At 67.1% G+C, this 22,736-nt stretch carries 21 protein-coding genes; 10 read left to right on the top strand and 11 right to left on the bottom strand.

The genetic code is table 11. From position 1 onward, the window contains the following. Positions 1 to 23 precede the first annotated feature (23 nt). Positions 24 to 221, top strand: a complete 198-nt coding sequence (locus IPI67_27340) for a hypothetical protein (protein ID MBK7583896.1) — start codon at positions 24 to 26, stop codon at positions 219 to 221. A gap of 184 nt (positions 222 to 405) precedes the next feature. On the opposite strand, the gene hflX is transcribed toward IPI67_27340, so the two are convergent. Together hflX and IPI67_27330 are read right to left on the bottom strand one after the other, a co-directional pair. Then, complete coding sequence (gene hflX, locus IPI67_27335) at positions 406 to 1,785, bottom strand: GTPase HflX (GenBank protein MBK7583895.1); 1,380 nt, start codon at positions 1,783 to 1,785, stop codon at positions 406 to 408. A gap of 11 nt (positions 1,786 to 1,796) precedes the next feature. Then, positions 1,797 to 2,246: a CBS domain-containing protein gene (locus IPI67_27330; protein ID MBK7583894.1), complete on the bottom strand. Its 450-nt coding sequence runs from the start codon at positions 2,244 to 2,246 to the stop codon at positions 1,797 to 1,799. A gap of 234 nt (positions 2,247 to 2,480) precedes the next feature. On the opposite strand from IPI67_27330, the gene IPI67_27325 reads away from it, so the two are divergent. Further along, entirely contained in the window at positions 2,481 to 3,878 is a 1,398-nt protein-coding gene (locus IPI67_27325; GenBank protein ID MBK7583893.1) for a TIGR03790 family protein, read from the top strand. 27 nt (positions 3,879 to 3,905) lie between these two features. On the opposite strand, the gene IPI67_27320 is transcribed toward IPI67_27325, so the two are convergent. Both IPI67_27320 and IPI67_27315 read right to left on the bottom strand, forming a co-directional pair. After that, complete coding sequence (locus IPI67_27320; GenBank protein MBK7583892.1) at positions 3,906 to 4,517, bottom strand: hypothetical protein; 612 nt, start codon at positions 4,515 to 4,517, stop codon at positions 3,906 to 3,908. Between the two features lie 145 nt (positions 4,518 to 4,662). Then, positions 4,663 to 5,970, bottom strand: coding sequence for an aminotransferase class I/II-fold pyridoxal phosphate-dependent enzyme (locus tag IPI67_27315; protein MBK7583891.1), 1,308 nt, complete (start codon positions 5,968 to 5,970; stop codon positions 4,663 to 4,665). Positions 5,971 to 6,264: 294 nt separating this feature from the next. Here IPI67_27315 and purT point away from each other — a divergent pair, with 294 nt between their 5' ends. Further along, entirely contained in the window at positions 6,265 to 7,446 is a 1,182-nt protein-coding gene (gene purT / locus IPI67_27310) for a formate-dependent phosphoribosylglycinamide formyltransferase (protein ID MBK7583890.1), read from the top strand. Positions 7,447 to 7,537: 91 nt separating this feature from the next. Here the strand turns inward: purT and IPI67_27305 are convergent, their stop codons facing one another. Further along, complete coding sequence (locus IPI67_27305; GenBank protein ID MBK7583889.1) at positions 7,538 to 8,137, bottom strand: transposase; 600 nt, start codon at positions 8,135 to 8,137, stop codon at positions 7,538 to 7,540. A gap of 143 nt (positions 8,138 to 8,280) precedes the next feature. On the opposite strand from IPI67_27305, the gene IPI67_27300 reads away from it, so the two are divergent. Together IPI67_27300 and IPI67_27295 are read left to right on the top strand one after the other, a co-directional pair. Further along, positions 8,281 to 8,481 carry a hypothetical protein gene (locus IPI67_27300; GenBank protein MBK7583888.1) on the top strand — a complete coding sequence of 67 codons (201 nt, stop codon included), beginning with the start codon at positions 8,281 to 8,283 and terminating at the stop codon, positions 8,479 to 8,481. A 386-nt stretch (positions 8,482 to 8,867) separates the two neighbouring features. Beyond that, a complete protein-coding gene (locus tag IPI67_27295; protein ID MBK7583887.1) occupies positions 8,868 to 10,517 on the top strand; it encodes a SagB/ThcOx family dehydrogenase in 1,650 nt (549 codons plus the stop codon). Between the two features lie 2 nt (positions 10,518 to 10,519). On the opposite strand, the gene IPI67_27290 is transcribed toward IPI67_27295, so the two are convergent. Beyond that, complete coding sequence (locus tag IPI67_27290) at positions 10,520 to 12,487, bottom strand: beta-propeller domain-containing protein (protein ID MBK7583886.1); 1,968 nt, start codon at positions 12,485 to 12,487, stop codon at positions 10,520 to 10,522. 126 nt (positions 12,488 to 12,613) lie between these two features. Between IPI67_27290 and IPI67_27285 the strand changes: the two genes are divergently transcribed. From IPI67_27285 to egtD, 3 genes are all read left to right on the top strand, one after another. Continuing rightward, positions 12,614 to 13,252 (top strand): hypothetical protein, encoded by a 639-nt coding sequence (locus tag IPI67_27285; protein ID MBK7583885.1) that lies wholly within the window; start codon positions 12,614 to 12,616, stop codon positions 13,250 to 13,252. A gap of 171 nt (positions 13,253 to 13,423) precedes the next feature. Continuing rightward, on the top strand, positions 13,424 to 14,680 hold the full coding sequence (locus tag IPI67_27280) for an ergothioneine biosynthesis protein EgtB (protein ID MBK7583884.1): 1,257 nt from the start codon (positions 13,424 to 13,426) through the stop codon (positions 14,678 to 14,680). Beyond that, positions 14,677 to 15,684 (top strand): L-histidine N(alpha)-methyltransferase, encoded by a 1,008-nt coding sequence (egtD, locus tag IPI67_27275; GenBank protein MBK7583883.1) that lies wholly within the window; start codon positions 14,677 to 14,679, stop codon positions 15,682 to 15,684. The genes IPI67_27280 and egtD overlap by 4 nt, the downstream gene beginning before the upstream one ends. A gap of 53 nt (positions 15,685 to 15,737) precedes the next feature. Here the strand turns inward: egtD and IPI67_27270 are convergent, their stop codons facing one another. Beyond that, a complete protein-coding gene (locus IPI67_27270; protein MBK7583882.1) occupies positions 15,738 to 16,916 on the bottom strand; it encodes a M23 family metallopeptidase in 1,179 nt (392 codons plus the stop codon). Positions 16,917 to 17,093: 177 nt separating this feature from the next. Here IPI67_27270 and IPI67_27265 point away from each other — a divergent pair, with 177 nt between their 5' ends. After that, the gene (locus IPI67_27265) at positions 17,094 to 18,056 is read left to right on the top strand and encodes a hypothetical protein (protein ID MBK7583881.1); all 963 of its coding nucleotides are present in this window, start codon (positions 17,094 to 17,096) and stop codon (positions 18,054 to 18,056) included. Between the two features lie 45 nt (positions 18,057 to 18,101). Here the strand turns inward: IPI67_27265 and IPI67_27260 are convergent, their stop codons facing one another. Next, entirely contained in the window at positions 18,102 to 18,713 is a 612-nt protein-coding gene (locus IPI67_27260) for a hypothetical protein (protein ID MBK7583880.1), read from the bottom strand. Between the two features lie 56 nt (positions 18,714 to 18,769). Further along, complete coding sequence (locus IPI67_27255; protein ID MBK7583879.1) at positions 18,770 to 19,456, bottom strand: SDR family oxidoreductase; 687 nt, start codon at positions 19,454 to 19,456, stop codon at positions 18,770 to 18,772. 171 nt (positions 19,457 to 19,627) lie between these two features. Here IPI67_27255 and IPI67_27250 point away from each other — a divergent pair, with 171 nt between their 5' ends. Next, positions 19,628 to 19,801, top strand: a complete 174-nt coding sequence (locus IPI67_27250; protein MBK7583878.1) for a hypothetical protein — start codon at positions 19,628 to 19,630, stop codon at positions 19,799 to 19,801. 3 nt (positions 19,802 to 19,804) lie between these two features. Here IPI67_27250 and IPI67_27245 read toward each other — a convergent pair whose 3' ends face one another. Together IPI67_27245 and IPI67_27240 are read right to left on the bottom strand one after the other, a co-directional pair. Next, positions 19,805 to 20,467 carry an SAM-dependent methyltransferase gene (locus IPI67_27245; GenBank protein MBK7583877.1) on the bottom strand — a complete coding sequence of 221 codons (663 nt, stop codon included), beginning with the start codon at positions 20,465 to 20,467 and terminating at the stop codon, positions 19,805 to 19,807. A gap of 15 nt (positions 20,468 to 20,482) precedes the next feature. Further along, positions 20,483 to 22,720, bottom strand: a complete 2,238-nt coding sequence (locus IPI67_27240) for a GH92 family glycosyl hydrolase (protein ID MBK7583876.1) — start codon at positions 22,718 to 22,720, stop codon at positions 20,483 to 20,485. Positions 22,721 to 22,736: the final 16 nt, after the last annotated feature.

The following is a 22,736-nucleotide window of genomic DNA, read 5'->3' as shown; positions in this document are numbered from 1 at the left end:
GGGAGTAAAGGAAGCGTGCGCGAATGAGCTGCCCCGCCAGAGCCGTCTTGATCGTGACCCACAGCGTCAAGGGCACCTCGACCAACGTCGCGCGTCGGCGCGTCGAGCTCGCCTGTGCCGAGCCCGAGGGCCACGCCGGACCGCACTCCGATCGCACGCACGACGAGGCGTGGGAGGGTGCCGTCGACCAGGTCGTGACGGTCCTGCGCCACGAAGACTAGCGGGGCACCCGCGTCTTGCCTCGGAGGCCGAGAGCGCCGAACAGGTTGGACGTCGTTTGTTTTCAGCGACTTGCAATGTGTTCGGCGCTCGCGCGCGGAGCGCGCACGGCCGGAGGCCGGGGGTTTGGGGCGCAGCCCCAACGTAAGTGTCCTAGAACACGAGCAGCGCAAGCTGATCGGTGTTCTAGGCTCTCGCGAGCGCCGCTCGGAGGCGCGAGAGCGTCGGGTCGTCGGTCTTGACACGCACCGTGACGCCGTCTTCGCCGTAGACCTCCTCGAGCACACGCCCCGAAGCGTGCATCTCCGACACCAGGCGCTGTTTGTCCCAGGGCACGAACAGCTCCGCTTCGGAGTAACCCTGCTCGAAGAACTCCACCAGGCGGTCGCGGATCTTCACCACGTCGGCCGGGTCGTGCGCCGAGACGAACCAAGCGTCGGGCAGCAGCGTCTCCGCCGTCGCGAGCTGCTCGGAGGAGAGCTGATCGACTTTATTCATGACCAAGCGTGACGGGATGCCCGCAGCGCCGATCTCGGTCAGCACGGCTCGGGTGACCTCGAGCTGGCTCTCCCAGCTGGGATCGGCTGCGTCGACGATGTGCAGCAAGAGAGACGCCTCCAGCGCTTCGTCGAGCGTCGACTTGAAGCTCGCCACCAGATCGTGGGGTAGCTTCTTGATGAAACCGACGGTGTCACTGACCAGGATGCGAGGCTGGGCCTCGGGCTGTAACGCACGCACCGTGGTGTCCAACGTGGCGAACAGCTTGTCCTCGACGTGGACCTGACTGGCAGTGAGTGCGCGCATCAGCGAGCTCTTGCCCGCGTTCGTGTAACCGACCAGCGCCACGCGCCGCGCTTCGCGGCGATGAGCGCGACGCACACCGTGCTCACGCTGGATTGCTGCGAGCTCCGTGTTCAACTCGGCGATGCGGTCCCGGATCTTGCGCCGGTCGAGCTCCAGTGCCGCTTCGCCAGCGCCGCGACCGGCTTGCCGCTCTTTGCCCGATGGAGACTCACGGAGACGCGGCGCGGTGTACGCGAGGCGGGCTATTTCCACCTGCAGCCGGGCCTCTCGGCTCTTGGCGTGCCGGTGGAAGATCTCGATGATGACGCCAGTGCGGTCGAGGACGGTCACCCCCGTAGCGCGCTCGAGGTTGCGGGCTTGGCTGGGCGAGATGTCGTGATCCACTGCGACCAGGTCGAGTTTGTCGGCGTCGGCGTCGGTCTCTCCTCCGGCGTCCGGCGAGTCCTCGAGCTCCTCGTCGCCCGGGTTCGCTTCTGCTTCCCAGCGGAGTCGTGCCTTGCTCTTTTTCTTGCGCTTGAGCGCCGGCGATTCAGTCTCGCCGCTTCCGCCGGTGAGCGCCGCGAGCTCTGCCAGCTTGCCCTCGCCCAGTACCGCGCTTGGTGCGAGGTTCTCGCGGGACTGGGTGACACGCTCGGTCACGTCGTAGCCGAGCGTCTTCACCAGACGCCGGAGCTCGGCCAGGCTGGCGTCGAGCTCCGCGTCGCTCACCTCTGGCAGCTTGACGGCGACGAGCACCGCCCGAGGGCGCCGATTGGAGCTCATGTCGCGGGGGGCTACTTGGTCGTGCGCAAGATGTCGCGCAGGGCCCGGACCAGGTCGAGCGCAGTCACGATGCCGACCACACTCTCACCCTCGGTGACCACGATCCGGTGAATGCGACCGCGCACCATGGTGTCCGCGGCCTCGTCGATCTCCGCGTCGGCGGCGATCTGGAACACGACGGGGGTCATGACGTCGCCGACCACCTGGGTCGGAGCGCCCTCCACGAAGAGGGTCTCCAGCTCGTCTTCGTCGAGCGGCCGCTCGAGGGACGCCGCAAAAAAACTGCCCTGGGTCGACTCGCGACCGTCTTCGGAGCGCAGCAGGTCGGTCGACGAAACCACGCCCACCAGTTTGCCTTTTTCGTCTACCACCGGTGCGCCGCTGATGCCGCGCTCCAGCAGGAACGCCTTGAGCTCGGTCAGCGACCAGTCCGCCGACACCGTCAGCACTTTTTGGGTCATCAACTCTCCGACCAGCACCGCACACCTGTTCTTTCGGGCCAGCGGCCCAATTGGGGGCGTGAGCATACTCATCGGCGGGGGATGTGCGAGGGGATTCCCGCGCCAGCCGAGACAGCTCGATCTCGGGCCGGAAAGCGCGGGTAATTTCGGGAACGAGCCGCCGAGCTCGGCTCGTTGGCGCCAACCCGACCGCATCCGTGGGCAGCACAGTCCGACGAGTGGCATCATGCAGCGATGAGGCGCGGCCGTACGCGGACGATCGGAGCGGGGATGTGCGCAGCGGCGCTGGCGTGGGGCGCGGCGTGCAGTTCCGACGCGGGGGGCGGCGGAGGGACGAGTGATGCGGGCCAGGATGCCTCGCCCGACTCGGCGCCCGACGCAACGCTGGACGCAGGCACCGACGTTGCCCCGGACGGCGTGGTCGAGGCCTCGCTGCCACCCAAGGTGCTCTTGCCGAAGGTCGGGCTCGCCCCAGAAGAAATCGGCGTGCTGGTCAACGAGGACGACCCGCAGTCGAAAGAGGTGGCCGACTACTACATGGCAGCGCGCAAGATCCCGGGGGCGAACCGGGTCTCACTGACCTTCCCGCTTCTCGACATCATGGCCGAAGACGTGTTTGCGGCCCAGAAGGCCAAGGTCGACGCGGCGCTCGGGGCGGGCGTGCAGGCGCTCGTGGTGACCTGGACCCGGCCTTACCGCGTGACTTGCATGAGCGTGACCAGTGCGTTCGCGCTTGGCTTCGACAAACAATACTGCAACACCACGGGTGGAAGCTGCGGTCCCACGGCGATCGTCGATACGTTTGACTCGGACTCCACGGCGCCGTTCACGGATCACGGCGTGCGCCCCACGATGATGTTGGCGGGCAAAGACAGCGCCGCTGCCAAGGCGCTGATTGATCGCGGTGTGCTCGGGGACGACAGCTTTCCCACCGGGGACGGCTGGCTGATCCGCACGACGGACACCGCTCGCAACGTTCGCTGGCCCGAGTTCGTGACCTTGACCAGCGCTTGGACCGATCCGAGCGTGATGAAGCTGACCTACGTCGATAACTCGGGTGGAACCGCTCAAAACGCCATCGAGGGGCAGGCTGGCGTGCTGTTTTATTTCACGGGGCTGGCCACCGTTCCGAAGATCGAGACCAACACCTATCGCCCGGGCGCCATCGCCGATCACCTCACGAGTTACGGTGGCCAGGTCCCGACCAGCAGTCAGATGAGCGTGGTCAAGTGGCTGGAGGCCGGCGCTACCGCCAGCTTCGGCACCGTGGTCGAGCCGTGCAACTACACCAACAAGTTCCCCGACCCGCGGGTGATCGTACCTCGGTACTACCGCGGCGAGACGCTGCTCGAAGCGTACTGGAAGAGCGTCGCCTCGCCCGGTGAAGGGCTGTTCGTCGGTGAGCCGTTGGCGCGACCGTGGGGTGCGGAGCCCGTCAGTTTTTCAGCCGGGCAGCTGACGATCGAGACCACACACCTCGATCCAGCCAAGACCTACAAGATCGAAGGCGCAGACTCCGAGAGCGGCCCCTTCAGCTTGGTTCAGGCTGGCATCAGCGTGCCTACGCATCAGCGCATCCAGCTGGCGGTCAAGCCCGTCGACCGAGCGGTCTACCGTCTCTCGGCCGAATGACTCGAGTGACTCGCGTGACTCGAGTCACTACCAGCGACCGGCGTGAACGACACGAAACGCCGGCGGCTCGCAGTGCTGGGCCGGTGCGCGGTCGGTATCGTGCAGGAGTCGTCGGCGATGAGTCCCGGACGCGGGTGCGGGCGGGTGAGCAGCCGGCGCTGGCTCGGTCGGGCACTCGGAGCGCGCGCGAGCTACGTGGGACGAGCGGCGCTCGGCGGCCTCGAGGGTGAGCGCGCACTCGGCTGCCAGACTCGCGAGCACGCTGCTCGCTCGGCGTACGCTGGTGGGCAGCGATACGGCCACGGCGCCGAGCAGAGCCGCGGGGGATTCGATCGGCACCACCAGGAGCTCGTGGCACCCGAACGCGAGCGCGAGCTTCGGGGGCGTCGGCCGAACGACCACGCCGGCTGCCTCCTGCAGCCAGGCCATGAGCACGGCTTCCTTTTCATCGCTCAGCTCGACGGGCGAGCCGACGAGCGCGAGCCTTGCCACGCTGCCGCTCAGGTCGAGGACCGCGGCGACCTCGCTGCCCGCGGCGTAGCGCACACGCTCGGCGATCGCAGTCAGATCGGCGGGATCTGCGCTCTCGAAGACTCCGCTGTTCAGGTCCGGTTCGAAGTAGAAGCTGCTCTCGTCCATGCGCGCGTCCCCAGGCCGCAAACAAGCCGAGAACGCCGGACCGGGCCAAGCATAGGGCGAAAATGTCTGGGTGAGTGTGGGGCAGGGGCCGACACCGGTGCCGGTCGTTGGCCGGGGCGCCGTCTCGCGGGTCTCGGCGGCGCGTTCAGGTGAGAGCGCGAAGTGTCTCGCCAATGCGTGGCAGTGCGTCCTTGATTTCCTGCAACGACACCGCGCCGACGCTCAAGCGGAACCAGCCGTCATCCCCTGGGTAGCCAAACGCCTGAAACGGCACGACGCCGACGCCCGCGCGATCGAGCAGCATGCGCCGCACGTCCTCGTTGGTGGAGAGCGTCGCGCCATCCGGAGTCTTTTTCCCGAACGGCGCCACGCGCACGGTCAGGTAGATCGCCCCTTCGGGCGACAGGCTCTCGACCGGGAGCCCCTGCGCCTTGAGTGCCTGGAAGCCCTCGTGGAGCACACTGAGACGGCTGACGATGCCGCCCTTGATCTGGGCCAGGTACGCGGCGATGGCCGGGCCGTCGTCGAGCAACTTCGCGGTGGCGAGCTGTTCGGCGCGGGGCGCCCAGGCGCCGATGTGGCCCAAGATCGAGCTCATACGCGTGATGACGTCGACGGGACCCACCGCCCAGCCGACGCGCACGCCGGTCGCCGCGAAGGCTTTGCTGATGCCATCGACGAAGATGGTGTAGCGGGCCATCTCCGGCGCGACACCCGGCGGCGTGAAGTGGGTGGTCCCTTCCGCCGTGAGCATCCAGTAGATCTGGTCGTACATCAGAAATACCGGACGTTTTCCAGCTTTCTCCCGGGCGTGGTTCTCGCTGAGGATGGCCTCGCTGATCCCCGCAAGCATCTCCCGGCTCATGGCCGTACCGGTCGGGTTGAGCGGCGAGTTCAGACACACCAGGCGCGCTTCCGGCAAGCTGGCAAGAATGCTCTCTCGAGTTGGGAGGAATCGGGTCTCGGCCTGACACTTCACGGCCACTCCCTTGGCGCCGGTCATCTGCACGTAGTGGTTGTTGTTCCAGCTGGGCAGCGGAAAAACCACCACGTCTCCGGGATCGACCACCGTTCGGTAGACACCGTAGATGATGGGACGCGCTCCGCCGCACACGAGGATGGAGTCGAGGGGGACCTCGAGTCCCAGGTCCCGCGCATAGAACCGTCGCACCGCCGCGCGGAGCTCCGGCATGCCGTTGGAGGGCGGGTAGTTCGTCTCGTTGGCGTTGTAGGCGGCGATGATTCCGTCGCGCAGCAGCTCCGGGATGGGGAACTGCTTTGGGTTGAAGTCGCCAACCGTGAGGTTGCAGATCTTCTCGCCCTTGGCGACCAGCACGCGAATGTCGGCGGCGATCTTCAAGATCTCCGAGCCGACGATGCCCGCGGCCATGCTCGAGACACGCGGCGCGCCGCCTTCGGTCGGACGGACGAACGTGGACAGGTCGATCGTCATGGCAGGAGACTGCCACGGGTCGGGGCAATCGCACGCCACAAAGCGCCCGACGTTTCGAGGCGCGGTGCGTCAGGCTTTGAAAGCCGTCACGAACGTGCGAAATCCTTGCGGGCGGCGGCGCGCTGCTGACCGTTGCAGCGCCAACCTTCGGCGTGCGGTACGCCGCGACTCCGCGCGCTTGCGCGGAACGGGTGCATCAGTGGGCCAGCTCAGGGAATTTTCCAGCAGCGAAGTCGTGGCTTGCCAGCGGCGTCCAGCGTCGGCAGCGTCGGGCTTCCTGCGTCGGAGAACAGCATGCGAATCGGCACCCCCCTCTCAGCGTCCGCGACCAAGGTCATGTTTCTCGGCGCCGGCGAGCTCGGCAAGGAAGTGATCATCGAGCTGCAGCGTCTGGGCGTAGAGGTCGTGGCCGTCGACCGCTACGCGAACGCGCCCGGGCAGCAGGTTGCTCACCGCGCCCACGTGATCGACATGACCGACGGCACGCTGCTGCGCGAGCTCGTGCTCGCGGAGCGGCCTCAGCTCATCGTGCCCGAAATTGAGGCGATCGCCACCGACACCCTCGTGCAGCTCGAGGCCGAGGGCATCGCACGGGTGATTCCGACCGCCACCGCCGCCCACATCACGATGAACCGCGAACGCATTCGGCGGCTGGCCTCGGAGTGTGGGCTCGCGAGCTCACGGCACGCCTTCTGCTCGTCCTTGGCGGAGCTCGAGGCCGCCATCGACGGGGGGATCGGCGTGCCATGTTTCGTCAAGCCGGTGATGTCGTCGTCGGGCAAGGGTCAGAGCAAGGTCAAGGATCGCGCTTCAGTGGCGGATGCGTGGCAATACGCGATGCAGGCTGGGCGGGTGAAACAGCCTCGGGTGATCGTCGAGACAGAGGTAAAGTTCGATTTCGAGATCACCCTCCTCACCGTGCGCCACGCAGGGGGCACCGCCTTCTGTGAGCCCATCGGCCACGTGCAGGTCGACGGTGACTACGTCGAATCCTGGCAGCCGCAGCCGATGAGCCCGTCCGCGCTGGAAAGGGCGCGGGCAATGGCCAAGGAGATCACGACAAAGCTCGGCGGCGCTGGGATCTTCGGCGTGGAGCTGTTCATCAAAGGCGACGAGGTCTGGTTCTCGGAGGTCAGCCCACGGCCGCACGACACCGGGCTCGTCACTCTCGTCAGCCAACACCAGAGTGAATTCGCGCTGCATGCCCGGGCGATCTTGGGGTTGCCAGTCGATACCAGCCTGAGGACTCCGGGCGCGAGCGCAGTGGTGTACGGCGCAGTCGACGCGAAGGGCATTGCCTTCGACGGAATCGCGGAGGCTCTGTCGATCCCAGGCACGGAGCTCAGACTGTTCGGCAAGCCGGAGTCGTTCAAGAAGCGGCGCATGGGTGTGGCGCTGGCGCGGGGTGAATCGATCGAAGTCGCGCGTCAGTTGGCCAAGCGCGCCGCGGCGCTCGTGACCCCGGTCCAGGTCTAAATGACCGATCGCAATTCGCGTAGCGATTTGCGATCGGCTGCGTCAGGCCGCCCGCCGCAGCGCGAGGCCGCGAGTGTGGCGACGGTTGAAGTCATTGAGGAAGCGTCGGACATGGCGCATCAACTCGGGAAGTGTGACGCAGCGATGGTTCCTGGTGACATTGGCGTGGAGGTCGAGCCAAACGCGCTCGATGCGGTTGGCGTCCGGGCAGTAGGGGAGGCAGGAAGTGTAGCTGGATCTTGTCGGCGAAGTGAGCGAGGACCTCGCGTGTGACCTTGCTGCTGTGGATGACGTAGTTGTCGACGATGAGGTGGATGGTGCGGGCTTGCGGGTTCTGCTCCACCAAGCGCCAGAGGAGCTTGCAGAAAAGCCAGCTCGCCTTGCTCTCGGCGTCGACCCAGACGAGCTGGCCGGTTCGGGCGTCGAGAGCGCCGGCGATGTAGGCCTTGTGGTTCTTGCCCGGCGTGACCACCCGGCGTTGGACCCCGGGGAGCATCCAGTCGCGGCCGATTTTCGGGTTGAGGTGGATGTCGACCTCATCGCAGTAGAAGACGGGCTGCCGGGCAGATGCGGTCTCCGCCAGGCGCCGAAGCGCGCGAAGGCGGTGCTCGCGCTTGGCCTTGCGCCAGGGCAGAGCACGATGGGCTTGGGCGCCGAGCCGCGCCCCGATCGCGCGCAGTGCGCGGCCCATGGTGCAACGGCAATGCGGCCGAAGCCGCGCCGCCCAACTCGAGACAGAGCAGCTCGCGGGTCCAGCTGGGACGTTCCCAGCCGAAGTCGAGGGGAACGCGCTCGAGCACCCGCCAGAGCTCGTCGCGGAAGTCAGCATCGACCTTGGGCGCCCCGTTTCTTGCGCTGGTCGTAGAGGCCGAAGATGCCCTGCTCGGAGAATCGATTCGCGGCCTTGACGACGGTCGAAACGGCAAGGTCGAGCGCACGAGCAACCGCGACGGTGCGCTGACCGCAGAGCAGCTTGTAAACGGCCTGAAATCGCAGGGCCGTGGCGGGGTCGCCACTGCTGCGCCCGATGTGTAGCAACGTCGTCGTTCGTGTCGCGGCAAACGCGGTAAGATGCCCACGGGAACCTCCGATGTTGGTTGTCTTGCAACCCGTCATCGTCGATGGTTCCCAACTTTTCAATCCATCCCACGACGTTTTCCCCTGAGGCGCGCAGCGGCCGATTTGGGGGGGAAGCCCGCGCGCAGGCGCAGCCGAGCACGGGCGTGGGGGGGCAACTTCAACTCCTAACAGCCGTCCGCGATCGACAATCGCGACCGGTCATTTAGTTAGCGTCGACGATCGCGGGCGTCTGATCGTGCAGGAGCGCCGCGCAGGGAAGCTGGAGAGCTTTGTCGTCGGCATAGACGAAAAGCGATATCCACTCTGAGGTTTGCCCGGCGCGCTCGTGCTAAAAGCGCGGCATGAGCGCACGAGGCACGGTCGACTGGCTCGGTGTCGCTGTCGCCTACCACGAGCGTACGAAGCATCGTCCGGGGCGCTTCGCGCGCTCGCTCGGGTACATGGACTGGGCCACCCAGCCCGATCCCTTCCGCCGTTTTGCCGGGGCGCCGGAGCTCGTGTTGCCGCTCGGCAGCACGGATGGCGGCCCTCCCCTGGACGAGCTCTCCGCAGGCTGCCTGCCGCCTGCAGCGGAGTTCGACGCGCTCTCGATCGGGCAACTGTTTCGTGACTCGTTGGCGCTCTCGGCGTGGAAAGAGCACGGCGAAACCCGCTGGCCTCTGCGGGTCAACCCTTCCAGCGGGAACTTGCATCCCACCGAGGGTTACCTGGTTGCGCGGTCGATCCCCGGGCTTTCGGACTTCGCGGCGGTCTACCACTACCGTCCGCATGATCACCTGCTCGAGGTGCGGGCGCACATCGAAGAGGTCGCGCCGGCGTTGTTCGAGGGGCTCCCGCCCGAGGCGCTGCTCGTCGGGCTGACGTCGATTCACTGGCGCGAGGCCTGGAAGTACGGTGAACGCGCCTTTCGTTACTGTCACCACGACCTCGGCCACGCGCTTGCGGCGGTGAGCTACGCGGCTGCCGCTCTCGGCTGGCATTGTCGCCTGCTCGACGCGCTGACTCACGACGAGCTCGCCGCGGTGCTCGGGACCGGCGAACAAGTTGGACCCGAGGCCGAACGCCCTGACGCACTGCTTTTGCTCTCGCGGGTCGAGCCCGAGCCGCTCTGCTCGCGCTTTCGACCTTCGAACCGCGCGCTGGACGTTCTCGGTTCGGTGACCTGGCTCGGCAGTCCCGCCCCGCTCAGTCCGGACCACGAACACTGGGAGGTGATCGACGAAGTAGCGCACGCGACGGAGCGCAGGCAGTCTCCCAGAGACTCGTACTTCACGCCGCACTCGGTGACGCAGCCGTTCGAGCTGACGCCGCGCTCCGGGCCAGCGCGCAGGCTCATCCATCAACGCCGTAGCGCAGTGGAGATGGATGGGACGACGAGCATCGGCAAGGACTCGTTCGAGCGCATCTTGCTCGCCACCCTCCCTAGCCCTGGACATCTGCCGTTCGCGGCGCTGCCCTTCGCCCCGCGCGTCCATCTGCTCTGCTTCGTACACCGTGTCTCAGACCTCGATCCGGGGCTGTACTTGCTCGAGCGGGCGCCGGGCGCGGCCTCCCGTGCGAGGGCGATATTTCGGGAGGGCCTGCTCTGGGAGCGCGCGGAGGTCTCGCCCGCCCTGGGACTGCACCTTCTGGTGCCAGGGGACGTGCGGCAGGCAGCGAAGCTCGTCAGCTGTCACCAGGATATCGCCTCGGACGGTGTGTTCGCCGTTGCCATGCTCGCGGAGGTCGAGCCCGGTCTCGAGGTCCACGGCGCGTGGCTCTACGAGCGGCTCCACTGGGAGGCGGGTGCCATCGGGCAGGTGCTCTACCTGGAGGCGGAAGCCCTGGGGATTGGCGCTACCGGGATCGGCTGTTTCTTCGACGACGCCGTGCACGAGATCCTCGGCTTGCGCGGGGGCGGCATGCAAGCGCTCTATCATTTCACGTTGGGTGGTCGGGTCGACGACCCACGCTTGCGCACCCTCGAGCCCTACGCCCACCTCAGCCGCTGAGGTCAGCGGGCGATCTTTGGCAGGCTGGGCGCGAAGCTGACGCGGCGTTTTTCCCGGATGCGGCCGTCGCCCACGTCGCCCTCGACCAACTCGTAGCCGAGCAGCGCGAACACTCGGCCGCGGAGAAACAGCGGGCGGGCGTTGCCGTACCAATCGACACACGAGGCGCGACAGCCGTCGTCGGCGCTCTGTTCGGGACGCGCGCCGAGCGTGCCGAGCTCGGTGAAGCGCAGCAGATCGTTGCGCAAGAACAACACCGAGGCCGAACCCTGGGTCAGGTGCTCGTAACCAGGCCGCCCAGCCTCCGCTACCGGCAGACCCAGCATGCCGGACTTTTCGTCCAGCGGTTTGTAGAAGAACCCGTGACTTCGCAGCTCTCCTTGCGAGGCATCCTTGCGGGTGTAGCGCTTCGCGACACTGGGTCGCTGCCCGAGGGCGATGGGTGAAAAGTGGAGATCCTTGCCGTCGGTGCCGATCACTACTGCATCGACTCCCAGCGCTTCGATGCGATCGACGCCGTGCGAGAGCGGCAGCCTGGCGGGTGCGGCGCTGCCGTCGTAACGGTACGCGACGAGGCCGCCGCGCTCGACGCTCTCCGGCTCACCCCAGCCGCTGCCGGTGCCGTACAGCAGGTACTTGCCGACGAAGCGGTTCTGGAAGGTGTACCCCTTGGGTTTGGGCAGCGAACGGTAGCGCGAGGCCGGCACTTTGTCGGCGCCGTCCGAGAAACTCTCGAGTCGCACCCGCATCAGGGCCACGTCACCCCCGGTGACCTCTGCGTTCCACATGCCGTCTCCGGCGGCGTCTGCCCGCACGAGCACGTTCAAGTAACCTTCGGGATCTTCCAGGAACGAGAACTGATCGACCGGGCTGCCCGAGGCTTCGAGGGCAGAGGGGCCCGAGCCGTCGAGCGGCATGCGATACACGACGGCCCGGGGCAGAGAGCGATCCCCCACCTGTTCGTAGTCGGAGGCCCAGACGTAGACCGAGCCGGGCGAGACGTAGAACACTCGGCCGGCCGGACCGAGCACTGCCGTCGCTTCGCACGCGAGCTCCCGCTTCGCGAGGTCACACACCGTCACCGTGTGCAGGGTCAGCGAGCTGCTCTTCTGGATCGGGCGATACACCCGGGTCGCCGAGACGATGCGCCGGAAATCGGTGTCTTTGGCGCCCTTGCGCCACTTGCGCAGGGCCGGAAACGACTGAAACGGATTGTCATCTCCGACCGATAGATAGAGCGGAGTGTAGAAGATGAGTTTGTCGCCGATCAGACGGCTCGCGTAGTTGCGACTCGAGTAGTAGTCGTTGGAGCGCAGGTGGTACGTGGCGCGGTACGCTAGCTTACCGGCGCCATCGAGGTCGAAGAGCCCGAGTTCGGTGCCGCCTCGCGAATAGCTGTAACCGACGACCACCACGCTGTTGTCGCCCACCAGCATCTCGTCGTACCAGGTGCCGCTCGGATCGATGTCGGGTCCGAAGGCATTGACCGCCGAGATGGGTGCGAGCTCACCGCCGCCGACCGAGACGGTGAACAGGCGCCCGCGTCGGAGCACGACCAGGTGGTTGCCGTGCAGTTTGACGATCCCGCCCTCGTCGACGCCGGCATGCTGGGTGTTGGTCACCGACTCGTCGCTGCTCTTGGAGGCCGAGGCGCTCTCCGTCGTCGGGGCAGGGGAGGGGGGGGCTGCCTGGGCCGGCGCTTCGGCCTGGGCCCCCGGCTGTGGGGAGCCATCGCTGTCATCCGAGGGGCCGGAGCGGGCCTGCGCCTTGGCCATATCCTTCAGGAACCTGGACAGATCCGCGTCAGAATCGAAGGCGGTCAGCGTCTTGCGTGAGTGGTGAGCAATGACCTTGGCCAGCGTGTCGCCGCCGTTCGTCTTGTGGCAGGCCGGGGCGGCCGCCGCGGTGAGGCCGAGCAGCAAGGCAAGCAACGATTTTGGCAGCTTCGAGCGAAATCCGGCAGCTCGCATGGAAATCTCCTCCGACTGAGGTGGCCTTGCCTGAACGAGGGGTGGGGCTCGTGGCTTACACCGGGGGCGGGCGGCTTGACCCTGCGGGGGGGGCGGGGCGACGCTGCTGGGTCGAAGGATCGTGGAATGAAACGGCTCTCGGTTGCAGTGACGTTGGTCGCGATGGCGGTGGCGGGCCTCGCTTGCACGCCGGAAATGCGAGCCAAGCGCCTGCTCGGAAAATACGAGAAGGTGTTCGCCACATGCAAACAGCTGACCGAGGCAGCGAGCTTGGCGCCGGGCGAGCACTCGTGCTCGAAGGTCGCCAGCTTGGCGGTGGAGGGCTCGCTCAGGAACACGGGGCTCGAAGAGACGAGCTGGCGGCCCATGCTCGGCGGTTGGCTGACCGAGACAGGCTTCACCGGATACTACGTCGACTCGTCCCGGCCGACGCCAGAATTCACACCCTCGCCGGAGCTCGCCGCCGCGCCGTTGCCCGCGTCGAACACCGGAGGCTCGAGTGCGCGCACTCCGAAGACCGCCGGCGCTCAGACTGCGAAGGTCGCGCCGACCTCCGAGGACAAGCCGCTCGTCAAACCGGACGCAGGCGCGGAACCGACGAAGGCAAAGTCCGCGTACGGAGTGGGAAGCAAGGTCAGCGTGCTGTGGGGCGGCAAGTACTGGCCTTGCACAGTGCTCGCGGTGAAAGGTGACAAGTACCTGGTCCACTACGACGGCTGGGCGAGCAAGTGGGACGAGTGGGTGACGACGGCGCGCATGCGCTGACGGCTCGCGGAAATCGCTGACCGCGGTGCGGCGCGCACGGCCCACAAGCCACCAAGATCGGTACACTTCTCGGCGCTGCTAGCCCGGGCGGTGGCAAAAGATCCCCGCGCAGGGTTGCGATCCGTCGAAACGGCCCGATAGATTGGCCTCCCGCGGGGGAAGGAGGCCACGTTGCGCCAACGACGTGACGCGCTCATCGATCGATTTCGTCAGGTACGGTCCAGGACAGAGAGACTCGCCGCGCCGCTCAGGCCCGAGGATCAGGTCCTTCAGTCCATGCCGGACGCCAGCCCCACCAAATGGCATCGGGCGCACACCACCTGGTTCTTCGAGACCTTCGTGCTCGAGCCCCGTGGCGTTCCGGCTTACGACCCGCGCTTCAGTCTGCTCTTCAACTCGTATTACGAAGCAGTGGGGCCGCGCCACCCTCGGCCGCAGCGCGGCCTGCTCTCCCGGCCCGACGCGAGCGAAGTGACGGCCTACCGCCACCTCGTAGACGGTCGTGTCGTCGAGCTGCTGCAGTCGCTCTCGGAGGACGACTTCGAGGTGACTCGTCCCGTCGTCGAGCTGGGGCTCAACCACGAAGAGCAGCATCAAGAGCTGCTCCTGACGGACATTCAGCACGCGTTTGCCCAGAACCCGCTTCGGCCGGCGTATCAGCCGGCGGCGCCGCAGGTCGGGGCGGAGCCCGTGCCGCTCACGTTTGTGCCCTTCGATGGCGGGCTGTTCGAGCTGGGAGCCGTGAGCGATGCGGGTTTCGCTTTCGACAACGAGGGGCCGCGGCACAAGGCGTGGCTCGAGGCGTTCTCGCTGTCCTCGCGTCTCGTTTGTGTCGCGGAGCTGTCCGAATTCGTGCATGCGGGCGGATACCGAACTGCGTCCTTGTGGTTGTCCGAGGGCTGGGACTTCATCCGCGCCCACGGCATCGAGGCTCCACTCTTCGGACGCTTCGACGCCGGGGCATTCATCCAGTTCGGCCTCGACGGCGAGCACGAGCGCTCCGCAGCGGAGCCCCTCGTACACGTGAGCTACTACGAGGCCGACGCCATCGCGCGCTTTCTCGACGCTCGGTTGCCGACAGAGGCGGAGTGGGAGGCGGCGGCGTCACAGTGCCGCGCCCAGCCCGCGCTGCCGGTCGACAAACGGCTGCGCCCGAGTCCTCTTGGGCAAGCGGAGTTGACCCAGCTGTTCGGTGCGGCCTGGCAGTGGACGGCGTCGGCCTACGCCGCCTATCCGGGATACCGCGCCGCGCCCGGTGCACTCGGCGAGTACAACGGAAAGTTCATGGTGGGACAGACGGTCCTGCGCGGCAGCTCTCTGTTCACTCCGCCCGGCCACTCTCGCACCAGCTACCGCAACTTCTGGCCCGCCAACACGCGCTTTCAAATGACCGGGATCCGACTGGCCCGAGATGGGAGAATTTCATGATCAGCCACTCCTCTGCCGCTCGGGCGCTGCCTGAACTCAAAGTGCGTCACAGCGTGGCCGACGTCGTGCGCGCGGGTCTCGGCAGCGCTGACAAGACGCTACCCGCGTGGTTGTTCTACGACGAGGAGGGGTCGAAGCTGTTCGAGCTGATCACCGAGCTGCCCGAGTACTATTTGACCCGGACCGAACGCGCGCTGTTCGAGCAATACGGGGAGGAGATCGTCGCGCAGGCCGCTGGCAGCGCGCCGCGGCTCAACGTCGTCGAGCTCGGCGCCGGTACGGCCACCAAGTCGCAGATCTTGCTCCGCGCCGCAGTCGAACGCCAGGGTCGGTGCCTGTACGTTCCCATCGACGTGTCGCTGGCGGCCCTCGACGTCGCCGCGACACGTATCAAGCGGGAGGAGCCCGGCGTCGAGGTGCGGCCCATCGCGACTCACCACGCCGAGGCCATCCGTCGCCTGGCGCAAATCCCGGCGCGGCGACTGGTGCTCTTCATCGGCAGCTCGATCGGCAATTTCGAGGATGCCGAGGCCCAGGCGCTGCTCTCTTCGGTCCGCGGGTCGCTGGCACCCGGCGACGCGTTCCTTCTCGGGGCCGACCGCAAGAAGAGCCCGGAACGCCTGCTGCCGGCCTACGATGATGCGAGCGGGGTGACTGCGGCTTTCAACAAAAACATCCTCGCGCGCATCAATCGCGAGCTTGGTGGGGAGTTTGAGCTGGACGCCTTCCGTCACGTCGCGCTCTGGAACGAAGAGCTGTCGCGGGTCGAGAGTTACCTCGAGAGCCTGCGGCCGCAGCGGGTCAGGGTTGCCGAGCTCGACGCCTGGTTCAGCTTCGCCCGGGGTGAGCGCATCCACACCGAGTCGAGCCACAAGTACAGTGACGCCCACATCGAACGGCTGTTGAGCACGGCCGGGTTCGTGCGCGAGCGCAGCTTCTTCGACGACGAGGGGTTGTTCGGCGTGCACCTCGCGCGGGTGGCAGGCGCGACTTCCGCTCCGTGAGACACGTCGAACGGCGCCCGAGGCGCGGGGCGCGGGGCGCGGCTGGGTGATGGTCAGGGACAGTTCTGACTCTTCACCGTGGTGCCTGCGGAGATGGTCGAGTCCTCGACGAACTTGAAGGGCAGGGACTGACACCACCAGATGCCGCAGTTCTGCTGGACCTGCACGTGCAGGTGTGCGCCGGTGGACCAGCCGCTGTTGCCGGACTTCCCGAGTGCGTCTCCTTGGGCGACTGTTTGCCCCTTGGTCACCGAGCTCTTCGAGAGGTGCATGTAGAGGCCGACCGTGCCGTCGGAGTGCAGCACCTCCACGGTATTGGCGTAATTCGCGCAGCTCGGGGCGCCACTGTTGTAACAAGAGCTGCCGGGCGGCGAGGGGTTCCGGACATTCAGCACCTTGCCGGCGCGCATGGCACGCACCGTCGTGCCAATGGGCATCGGGAAGTCGAAAGCGTACTCGTCCTTGCCGGTGTGGGTGTTCGTGTGGTTCCCGTTGCTGCAAGTGCGGGTGGTGTTGCAGTCGAACGGGAGTTTGTAGTTGCTGGAGCTCTTGCACGAGTCCGGCGTGCCCGAAGGTGCCTCGACACACCCGAGCGGGCAGTCCTGTTTCACCGACCACTTTCCGCCCGGGCAATACAAGATGTCGCCGTTGTGCGCCGGCAGGAGCGGGATCTTGCAGCCCATCTTCGCGGCTTCTTTGGCCGCGCCGGACCCGCACCAGGCCACTTGCACGAAGCAGTCACACACGGGCAACTCACACTGATCGTCGAGCTTGCTCGACCCCGCGGAGTATTTGCAGCTGCCCTTGCAGTTCTCCAGCACCGACCACGTGTCGTTCTCGCACTTCAGGAGATCAGTGGCGTGGCCGGCGAGGGCCGCGATGGTGCACCCCGCTTTTTTTGCCTCGGCTGCCGCGCGAGCGGCGCAGTACGGTCCTTCCCCCAGCAAACACTTGCAGCTTGGTGTCGCAGCGTCGGCACCTGCGTCGGTGGTCGGCGCGCCCGCCTGACCCGCGGCGCCCGCCTGACCCGCCGCACCTGCGGCCCCGCCGCTCGGGTTCCCTCCGGCGCCCCCGCTGGTCCCGCCGCCGCTGCCGCCGCTTTGACCCGCGTCCGCCTTGCCACCCGTGCCGCCAGAGCTGGGAGTGGAGTCAGCTCCGCCGTCGTCACCCCCGCACGCGGTGGCGAGCAGAGCCGTCGAGAGCAAGACTCCCACGAGTTGAAGCAGGCGCATGCTCCCAACGGCTGCACGCCACGTGCCAGCGATCGTTCCAGGGATTTCCGTGGAACTTCGCGCGCTGCCGCCAACCTGCGCTTGGCGGTCGGGCAACCGCGGGTCGGCGCGCGAGCTCGCCGTTCGCCGGATGCTCGCCCCGCGTGAAAAGATCGGCTAGGGGGAAGGCTCGGGCCGATGAACTCAGCCACGCTGTCACAGACGGGGAACCTCGCGAGCGAGCTGTTTGCTCTCTTGCGCGAGACCGACCCTGCGCGCCTTACGCCCGCGGTTACCGGCAGCGTGAGTGAACGCTGGACGCGGATTGGCGCCAGCGTCGAAGCGCTGTCGAGCGAGACCCCCACACCGAGCCCCATCAGCGAACCCCTGGCCACGCTGCGCGAGTTGATGGACGGGAGCGTCGACTCGAGCCAGGCGTCACCGGGTTACTGGCTCTCGCTCCGGCCGCACCTGATGGCCGCCTACGAGCGGCTCGCCGGCGAGCTCCGGCACCGTTCGGTTCGCGCCCCGACGCTGAGGCCCACCAACTGGGCCCGCATCACGTTTCACGTCGGGTCGGCACTCGGCGCGCTGCTCTTGCTCGAGGTGATCCTCACCAAGAACGGAACACTCTGGGCCACGGGTGCGTTTGCCGGTTGGTGTTGGTTCTTGGAGACCGGTCGCGCCATCAGCAAACGCTGGAACGATCGCCTGATGCGCGTGCGATTCTTCGCGCTCATTTGTCACCCCCACGAACATTACCACGTGAATAGCGTAATTTGGTACGGTACGGCGCTCTTCATCCTCGCGCTGGTGAGCCCGCCTTACGCTTCTGCGGTGGCGCTCGCGGTGCTCGGGCTCGGTGATCCCGCGGCGGGGCTCGTGGGGCGACGCTGGGGACGGCGACCGCTCCGGGGTGGACGCACGCTGGAGGGGACAGTGGCCTTCGCGCTCGTGGGGACACTTGCCGCGTTCAGCGTGCTGAGTTTGTGGCATGGCGCCGCTGCGTGGCCGCTGCTGCTGACCGTTGCAGCAGCAGCGGGCGTCGCGGGTGCCGTCGCCGAAGTCGTCAGCGTCAAGCTCGACGACAACTTCGCGGTTCCGCTCGCGGCCGCGATGGCGGCGGCGCTCGTGGGACGCGCGTTCGGCGTGCCGATCTGAAGCGAGTGAGCGGCGGCTCTGCTTTTCCCACAGCCCGACGCCCCGTCACTGCTCGAAGCAGTACAGGTGGTGAAAGCCGGTGCATGCATCCAAGCTCGGCGCCTGGGTCCACTTGGCGCCGTAGGCATCCAAGAGACCGATGGTGGCCTGACCGGACCCCGTCCAATCGTTGCAGTCGTCACCGGATGCGGAACCGTCCGCCAGCGTGCCGGTCCATGCCTCGGGTGCGACATCCACCTCGTCGCCGAATTCGTCGTTGTTGAGTCGGGCTTGCAGTGTGCCCGAGGTCAGCCCTTCCCAGCCGCTTGCGAGCACCGTACCGGGGACGGTGATGTAGTTCGAGCTCGGGTGCGTGAAGCGGGATCCCGGCGACGAGGTCGAGTCGCTGAGCCAGGCGCGGTACGTTCCTTTCAACTGGCCTGCGCCAGCCTGCGTCTGACAGGCCGCGTCCGCCTTGGCGACCGCGCCGAAGTCTGCTGTGTACTCGACGGAGGTCACGAACGCGGTCTTTGGTGCCTCGACCGCTCCACCGCTGCCGCCCTTCCCGCCGCCGCCGCCGACACCAGGTGGGCCCTGGCCGTCATCACCTCCGCAAGCAAACACTCCGAAGGCGCTGAACGCCAAACACACACCGGCGAAGAGGCCAAGCCGCGGCATTTCTACGACCCTCAGTCTCCCCTCCCAGGCGCGCTGGCGCAAGCGCCGCTGTCGTCTCACCAGGGAAATGTCTCGCCGTCGTAGTTCAAGAAGCGGCCGGTGTCGCCGATGCCGATCGAAGCCACGATGCCGAGGATGCGCTTGGCGGACTCCTCGACTGGCATGTTCGCTCCGCGGCCGCCCATGTCGGTCTTGACCCAGCCCGGGTTGACCGCGATGCAAACGATCGCTTCCGAGCGGAGCATGAGCGCGAGGTTCTTGGTGGCCATGTTCAGCGCGGCCTTGGCCATGCGGTAACCCCAGGCGCCGCCGCTGCCGTTGTCCGAGATCGACGCCATGCCCGTCGAGATGTTCACGATCTTCTTGGTGCTGCCGGCCGAGAGCAGCGGAAGCAACGCCCGCGTGACCCGGAGTGGGCCCAGGGCGTCCGTGCTGTAGGTGGTGAGCAGGTCGTCGAAATCGAGCTCGTCGAGGGGGCCGGATTTGCCGACGACGCCCGCGTTGTTGATCAACACGTCCAGCGGACCGGTCACCGAGTCCTTCAGCCGCGCGGCGCTGGCATCGCTCGCGACATCGAGCTCGACGACCTGCACTCGGTCGGGGAGGGAGCTCGCGAGCTCTGACAGGCCGACAGCGCCTGCCGGCTTGCGGGCCGCTGCCACGACGTGATCTCCGCGCGCCGCGACCTGTCGGGCGAGCTCGAGTCCGATCCCGCGGCTTGCACCTGTGATGAACACCCTCATGCCCCGAGCATGGCGCCAGGGTCAGCGAGGTAACAGTCCCATGATCGCGGCGACACGGTGGTGTGGCGACAAATGCACGGACTGACGGCCCCTCGCGTGGACAACCCCCTGGAATCGTGGAGAAGCGGTGCTGGCACGGCCTGTGCTCCTGTCCCTGTCAGAGGCATGTCGATGAATCCCCGTCTCCCCGCCGAAAAGACCCCCTGGCTCGCGCTCCTCTCCACCACCAAGCTCCGGGTCGAGTTCGTTCGAGCCCGGGAGCGCGCGCTCGTTGCGACGCAGAACGAACCCTCGCAGGCTCGCCCTCGCGCGTCGAATCCGCCGCCCAGCAAACGAGCGGCCTGAGCGTCAAGTCAGGGGGAGCTCGAGAGTGCGGGCGCGGCTCGCTCGTTTGCCCGAGCGCTCCACGCCGATCGCATCGAGGCCGTGAGCGTTGGCCACCGCGAGCAACGTGCCGATGCCGCAGAACGGATCGACCACCGTCGTACACGCGGTGCTCTTCAGCAGAAATCGACACACCGCCGAGCAGGCCTCGACGCCCATCGCGCGCGGCCAGGGCATGTGACCCAGGCGCGGCAGCACGTCGGCAAACGACTCGGCTGGATCCAGGCGGAGCCCACGGGAAAAGCACGAGAGGTGGGCGTACGCGGGGCGCCCGAAGGTCGAAGTGCCGGCCGGTGCGCGGCAGACGACCTTGTGCCACAAGAGCTCCGCGCCGGCCTGCTCGGCACCCTTTGCGACCAAGTACCCTTTGTCAATCCAGCGCCCGTCGCGCTTGACGTCGGTCTGAAAGAAGATTGCGACCGAGCGCTCCGCGATCTGTCGCATCGCGAGGGCGGCGGTGTCGACGAACCAGGCCTGCCAGGCAGGGAACGCGAGGCTCGACAGCTCCGACGAGTCCGGCATCGAAGTGACGACGGCGTGCGTTTCCGGTAGCGCGCTCGCGGCAAGCCACGCCACTCCGTCGCCGTGGTGGACGACCCGGGACGGTCTGTGGTCTTCAGGCACCATCGGTGGAGGCGGTCGTCACTCGTTGACGAGCGTGAAGCGGAGCTCGTGGGTCCCGCTGAGCTCCGCGTGGGTCAGCGTGCGCCCCGCGAGCGGTGCGCCGTCCAAGGTCACTCGTTTCGGTTTCATCCCGAGCTTCGGGGCAGGCGACACCAGGAACGTGAGATCCCCGCTCGCTCGGTGCAGCACCACCTTCGGGTAGCGCGGCATGGACACGATGTAGCGATCCGTGCCCGGCAGTGGATACAGCCCTGTGCCTGCGAACAGCAGCCATGCGCTCATCGTTCCGCCGTCGTCGTTGCCGGGAAGGCCATCGACGCCGTCGCCGTAGAGCGTCGTCACGGCCCAGTCCACCCAGCGGTAGCTCTCCCCCGGTGAGCCCCAGGCCGCGAACAGCCACGGCGCGCCGATGTCGGGCTCGTTGCTGGCCCAGTAGTGGGTGCGAACACCGACGATGGGGGTGTCTTCCTCACTCAGAGCGAAGAACTCTCGCAGCCGCTCGAGGGCTTGCTGCTCCCCGCCCAGGCTCTCGGCCAAACCCTCGGGATCGTGAGGCGCCATCCACAGGTAGTGCCAGGCGTTGCCCTCCACGAACATCTTGTCCATCGCCCCCGGATCACCGAACGGTGCCCAGCTGCCGTCGCTCTTCTTGCCGCGGAAGAAGCCGCTGCCCGAGTCGTAGAGCGCGGCATAGCTGCGACCGCGTTTGCCGAGGGTGCTCGCGTCGTCGCCGCGCCCGAGCTTCTCGGCCCAGAGCGCTAGCGCTGCGTCGGCAACGGCGTACTCCTGGGTCTTGGCCACCGAGCCGTTCGTGACGTCCGAGGGCACGTACCCCTTGTCGATGTAAGCGGTGACGTCCGCGTCGCGCCCGCCGACGGGACCCGGCGCGGGCCCGAACGCGCTCACGCGAGCAAGCTCGTAGGCGCTCTGCTCGTCGTCGAAGCTCACCCCCTTCAGCGCCGACTCACTCAGTACGATCTCGCCCGGCGAGCCGATCATCGTGCGCGAGTCGCCGTGGGCGATGCCCCAGACCGGCACCGCGCCGCCCTCTTTTGCCATGTCCGCCAGCGACGCGGCGAAGTCGGCGTTGTGCTCGTCCTCGCCCAAGAGCAACCAGGGGTGCAGCGTGCGATAGGTGTCCCACAGGGAAAAATCGTTGTAACGGCGGCGTGAGCCCGCGGCGATCCCGCCCGAGACGTTCACGTGGCGCCCGTCGCTGTCACTCATCAACGTGGGCATCAGGTTCGCGTGATAGAGCGCGGTACCCATGATCTTGGTGTCGTAATCGCTGGCCCCCCACAGCTCGAGGCGATCGGTGACAGTCCTCCACTCGGCCTCGGATGCGGCTCGCATGCCATCGAAGTCGAAGCTCGGCGCCTCGGCCGCGAGGTTGCCGGCCGCTCCAACTGCGTCGACGAAGCTGACTGCGATGCGCAGGTTCACGCGGGTCGTACCCTTGGGGAACCCGAGCCATGCGCCGAGGGGTGTGCCATTCGCTGCGGTCTGTCCGGCGTGCAGACCCGCGCCATCGAAGGTCCCGACTGCCTCGGGCTGAACGTCGAGTACACCTCGCGCAAACAGATCGTAGCCGCCGGCCGAGCCGGTCATGTTGCCAATGTGACGCACGTGGGCGCTGAATCCCTTCGCGGCCGCGTCCAGGCTGACGTCGGCGGCGGTGATCTCGCCCTCGAGTCGGTGATCGAGGTCGAGGAGCAAGACGGGATCTTGCCCTTCCGCGAACGTGAAGCGGAAAATCGCGGCCCGTCGGCTGGAGGTGAGCTCGACCCGGATGCCGTCGCTGAGCGTCACAGCGTAGTAGCCCGGTTTCATCACCTCGCTCGCTTTGTCGAAGCCGATCATGTGGCCGGCCTCCGAACGCTTGGCGTCGGTCATGCCCGAAGTGGGCAAGATGCCAAAGGTCCCGTAGTCGGGCACACCGGTGCCCTCGAAGTGAAGCAGCGAGAACGCGCGGATGAAGGCGTCGTCGGCGTAATAACCCGAGCAGTGATAGAAGCTCGCCGCGCCGCTCTCGGTGCGGGTGTCCTGGCTCGGATGGATCATCGCGAACGGGACGGCCGGCCCCGGGTAGGTCGAGCCGACCGCGAAGCCCACACCCGCCGTGCCGATCGCGGGCTCGATGGCCGCGAACAAGTCCGCCCGAACGAGCTCCGGCTCGGGGAGATCTTCGCCGTCTTCGCCGCAAGCGACGAGCGCGGCGCTCGAGAGCAAGAGGAGCATGAACGGGGCGCGCCGCATCGAGGTGAAGGTTACC

The sequence above is a fragment of the Myxococcales bacterium genome (assembly GCA_016706225.1).
Classification (GTDB): domain Bacteria; phylum Myxococcota_A; class Polyangia; order Polyangiales; family Polyangiaceae; genus JADJKB01.
The sequence above is the reverse complement of the archived record's forward strand: the minus strand, read 5'-3'. Positions and strand labels throughout refer to the sequence as shown.